Source organism: Streptomyces sp. NPDC090442, from assembly GCF_044769405.1.
GTDB lineage: Bacteria > Actinomycetota > Actinomycetes > Streptomycetales > Streptomycetaceae > Streptomyces.
Genome location: NZ_JBIVXW010000176.1, coordinates 1 through 4,062 on the forward strand (window position 1 = coordinate 1; position 4,062 = coordinate 4,062).

Genomic DNA, 4,062 nt, shown 5'->3' on the forward strand with positions numbered 1-4,062 from the left:
CCATCACAACATCCTTGTCTGGCAGGGGAGAAGGGCCTGCCAGGAACCAACCTCCCAACAAAACACACCAGAACTAAGCAGCGACACCCTACTAGTCAACAGAAAACACAAATCCGCGCATGGTTGAACCCTTCAACCGCACGTAACGGAATATTTCCCAACACCGCCACGAACGTTGACGACATGCCTGGACCGACTTGCTGACATTGAACTGGTGATGGTGGCCGGGGCTCGTTCACGAGGTGTTGACGGTCAGGCAAGTCTCGGCCAGGCAGTCGTGCAACAGGTGCGGTCGGTACCGGATCTTCTTGGGTCTGCGTTTCAGGACGCGGGCCAAGTGATCGAGGTCGGCGGCAACGAAGTTCTCCAACGGCGGCCTGGCCAACGCCCGTACCCCTTCTGCCGGGTTCAGCTCAGGTGCGCACAAAGGGAGTTGGAACACAGCAAGTCACGCCTTGTTCGCAGCAATGAAGTCGGCGAGCTGGTCGATGTCGGAGTCGATGATCAAGTCGGCCACTGGGCGACGAGTTGCTGGCGTATGTGCCGGTCGCGCTCGACTGATGCGAGGTTGTGGCAGATGGCAAACCGGTCGGTGTCGCTGGTCCTCGCTTCTTCGACGCGCACACTCCCGGCGATCTCGGGGTAGCGACCCTGCCGGGACGGGGCGGCCTTGACCTCGGGTGATCCGGAGCGGAGCTCCTCACCGGTGATGTGGGCCGACGCCCAGGTCGCAATTGACCCCTCGGAGGCTCTCGCGCCACACCGGCAAGGAGTCGAGGAGTCTGCCTCAGGGGCTGCCGGTGTCTGCCTCAGGGGCTGCCGGTGTCCCACGAGGAAGGGCAGCCGCCGTGTCTCTCCCCTCGTCGTCGCGTTGAGTAGTCGATCGGATGCTTTAGGGAGCTGGTCGGGGGTATCCGGCCTCACCGGATCGACGAAAGGACGACGATGGAGATCGGGCTCGCCGGCTTGGCACCCACGAACCCTGCGCCCGCACTCGCCATGCTCCGTCTGCTCGGCGGATTCCAGATCTCGCAGGCGCTCTACGTCGTGGCCCGGGGCCGGATCGCGGACCAACTGCTCAAGGGGCCACGGCCGTTGAACGAGCTGGCGGATTCCTGCGGCCTGCGGCCCGAGCCACTGGCCAGGATCATCCAGGTGCTCGCTGTCGAGGAAGTCTTCGACTACGACGCCGAGACCGAGGTGGTCCGGCTCGGCAGGCTGGGCCGCACACTGGCCTCGGGGGTGTCGGAGTCCGTCCGTAACGTCGCGCTCACCTGGATGGAGACCCACTACCAGCCGTTCGGTCACCTGTGGCAGACCGCCGAGACCGGTCGGCCGGCGGCCGATCTCGCCCTTGGGATGCCGTTCTTCGACTGGTTGGGCCAGGAGCCGGATCGGGTGGAGACGTTCACCGCCGCGATGACCGACTTCATCAAGGCGATCCGTCAGGACGCGGTGAACGCCGTCGAGTTGGACGGTGTTCATACGCTGGTCGACATCGGCGGCGCGGACGGGACCGTGCTGGTCACCCTCGCGAGTCGCTACCCGGAACTGCGCGGTGTCGTCTTCGATCTGCCCCATGTGGTCGAGGCCGCACCCGAACTGCTCCGCGCCCACCAGGTCGACGACCGGATCACGACGGCCGGCGGCGACTTCTTCACCGAGGTCCCGCCGGGCGACTGCTATCTGCTCAGCTTCATTCTCCATGACTGGTCCGATGAGAAGGCCGGGCACATCCTCGACAGGGTCCACCAGGCCGCCTCCGTACCGGACGCCCGACTGGTGTTGCTGGAGACCGTCCTGGACCGGGGTGACACCCACCAGATCGCCCGACTGCTCGACCTCACCATGCTGGGTATGCTCACCGGCCGCGAACGCTCCAGTGTCGCCTGGCGCGAACTCCTGGCCGCCAACGGCTTCCACTTGGACCGGATCCGTCCGACGGCAGGCCCCATGTGTGTGATCGAAGCGACCCGGACCGGCTGAACTACCGCGGCAACAGGGAAATCCACCGGCCCGGGCGGTCTCACACCCAGGCGGTGAGGCGTCCCCCGGAGTGTGGACACAAGGGTTCATGCGGCGAGAGAGCGTCAGAAGGTCAAAGATGGGTGCTGAGCGCCCGGCTTGCCGGTCACTGCCTCCGGAGTCGGGGATCAGTCGGGCAGCGGGTAGCGGTAATCCCGCTGCGGGTCTTCAGTGGTGCGGAGTTCGGCGAAGTCGGCGTGGGTCTGGGGGACGGCTTCGGGGTACGCCTGCCGCTTTCGCTTTGCCATGGGTCATCAGACGGAGCGTCAGGTCCTCGGCGCGGTCGCGGTCGGCCACGACCCGGTACCACACATCCTGGGGGCCGGCCTCCTTGCCCAGGGCCTTGGCGGAACGGCGGTTGGCCTCGGCGGCGACGGCCGAGGGGTCGGCGGGGTGCTCCCATCGTGGGACGGCGGCCAGCTCGGCGGCGCCCTTCTCGTCCACGCGCACGATGGCGGGTTCGCCGGACAGCACCGCGGCGTCGATCAGGTGGCCGTTCTGGAAGCGACGACATCAGGGTGCGTCTCGGGCTGGTTGGCGGTCAGCACGGTGTTCGGTCGTCGGGGTTGGCCGGCTGCGTGGCACTGGCGTATGCGGCGCTCACGAGGCGCGCCGGGACGGCAGACAGCGGGGGCAGCGTCGCTGCGGCGGCGAGCGCGATGCGCATCACGTCATTGAAGATGACCGGGGGTTGGCGGCCGTGCCGTCCCCCGGCCGCGGCCTGAGCAAGCCATCGCGGGTCCGCTCCGTAGAAACGCCGACGAGGAAGGCAGAACCTGTGGCCGTCTCATTCGAGGACCTGGCGCGCGCCCACGGTCTGGATCCCGCACGGCTGGTCACGGAGGCCGGTGTTCCGATGTGGAACGCTGCGGTGTCCTCCCGGGCTGCCTGCGACGCCCGGTGCCGCACCACCGCCGACGTTCAGGCCGCCGTCCGGATCGCCCACGCGCTCGGGCTGCCGTTGTCGGTGTTCAGCGGGGGCAACGACTGGCTCGGCCGAGCCGTACGCGACCGTGGCCTGGTCATCGACGTCTCGGCGATGACCACGATCGAGGTTGATGTCGAGGCGCGGACCGCCCGGATCGGCGGCGGTGTTCGTTCGGACGTGCTGGCCCGGGAGACCGAGTCGCACGGCTTGACGCCGGTGACCGGCACGGTCGGGCTGGTGCACATGCTCGGATTGAGCCTGGGCGGTGGCTACGGCCCACTGGATGGGCGGTTCGGGCTGGCCTGCGACAATCTCGTCTCCGCCGAACTCGTCACCGCCGACGGGTCCGTGCGCACCGTCGACGCGGAGCACGAGCCGGACCTGCTCTGGGCCCTGCGCGGCGGTGGCGGCAACTTCGGGGTCGTCACCGCTGCGGTCGTGCGGCTGCACCGCGTCGGCCCGGTGTACGGCACAGCGGCCGGACACGTCCTGCACACCCCCGCCGCCTTCATGCCGCTCAGGAGCGGAACCGAAGCCGTGCCCCAAGTGCCCGACATCCCGGACGGGCCCTGCTCCGACACCGAGCTGTCCGGGCGCGTGCTGGACGACTGGACGTTCTCCTTCTTCGCCCAACTCCACATGCCCGCCCACCTCGTCCGCACCTACGCCACCAGCGTCGAGAGCCTGCACACGACTACCTTGCACGACCCGGCCGACGGTTCCACCACGATCGTCAAGGACATGCCCGCACGTTCGCCGCTGGTCTTCTCCGAAGGCCCGCGCGACCTGTGGCAACCCATCGAAGCTGCCCACGACTTGTGGCAAGAGCTGAACCGGCCGCGCCACGAGCGGTTCACCCCCCACGCCACACCCACCGAGCAGACGGTGACGTACACGACGCCGGGCGGCCGTACGCACCGCTGGTCTCTGTAACGGGCTGATGCCACGCGGGCTCGTACGGCAACTCGCTTGGGATAGCGATCCGTTGCCCGCAAGCGGTCGGGGGGCCCCCCCCCCGGGGGGGGGCCCCCCGCGGGGGGGGGGGGGCCGCCCGGGGGGGGGGGGCCGGGGGGGGGGGGGGGCCCCCCGGCCGGGCCCGCAGAGTCGGT

General features: G+C 68.6%; 3 protein-coding genes. 2 read left to right on the top strand and 1 reads right to left on the bottom strand.

Going from position 1 to position 4,062, the window contains the following annotated elements:
• Positions 1-235: 235 nt before the first annotated feature.
• Positions 236-385, bottom strand: coding sequence for a hypothetical protein (locus ACIQU6_RS43915; protein WP_403488215.1), 150 nt, complete (start codon positions 383-385; stop codon positions 236-238).
• 560 nt (positions 386-945) lie between these two features.
• Between ACIQU6_RS43915 and ACIQU6_RS43920 the strand changes: the two genes are divergently transcribed.
• Positions 946-1,986 carry a methyltransferase gene (locus ACIQU6_RS43920; RefSeq protein ID WP_403488217.1) on the top strand — a complete coding sequence of 347 codons (1,041 nt, stop codon included), beginning with the start codon at positions 946-948 and terminating at the stop codon, positions 1,984-1,986.
• A gap of 817 nt (positions 1,987-2,803) precedes the next feature.
• Positions 2,804-3,886: an FAD-binding oxidoreductase gene (locus tag ACIQU6_RS43925; protein WP_403488219.1), complete on the top strand. Its 1,083-nt coding sequence runs from the start codon at positions 2,804-2,806 to the stop codon at positions 3,884-3,886.
• The last annotated feature ends 176 nt before the right edge of the window (positions 3,887-4,062 follow it).